Consider the following 465-nt stretch of genomic DNA (forward strand, 5'->3'; position numbering starts at 1 on the left):
TCAAACTCATCGGCGCGCCTAACCAAATGGGCACACATGGCATCAATGTGATAATCATCAACAGACACATCTGGATAGTGGTGGCCTACCTCTTTGCAGACGTTTAAAAACAAACCAGATCCTAAGGAAATCACATTCGCCTTATGGACAATTGACACTTTTTTCCGGCGTTCCCTGGCAGCACAAAACGCGGCATGGGCAATCCGTTCAATCGCTTTGCGCGTAAACACACCGGCTGTTACAGCAATGTCTGCTGTTACCATCCATTCGCCGATTCCTTTATACATATTGCGGTCAACATAAAACCCTTCTGTATTTTCTCTGTATATGACCAAATCTGCGCGTTCCACCACTCCTTTTATATATGGCTCTGACTTAGCTGGCCTAATGTTGGCATACAAATCGAAACGGTGCCGCAATTCACCGCTTGGATTGCGTACGTTTTGTAGCTGTTTTGGATACGAC

The 465-nt window shown here is 45.8% G+C and carries 1 protein-coding gene; it reads right to left on the minus strand.

The annotated features are described in order from the left end of the window. On the minus strand, positions 1 to 465 hold a 465-nt coding region (locus CHH91_RS17880), incomplete at both ends, for an isocitrate/isopropylmalate family dehydrogenase (RefSeq protein WP_286160832.1).

Source organism: Virgibacillus sp. 7505 (assembly GCF_002272135.1).
GTDB lineage: Bacteria > Bacillota > Bacilli > Bacillales > Amphibacillaceae > Terribacillus.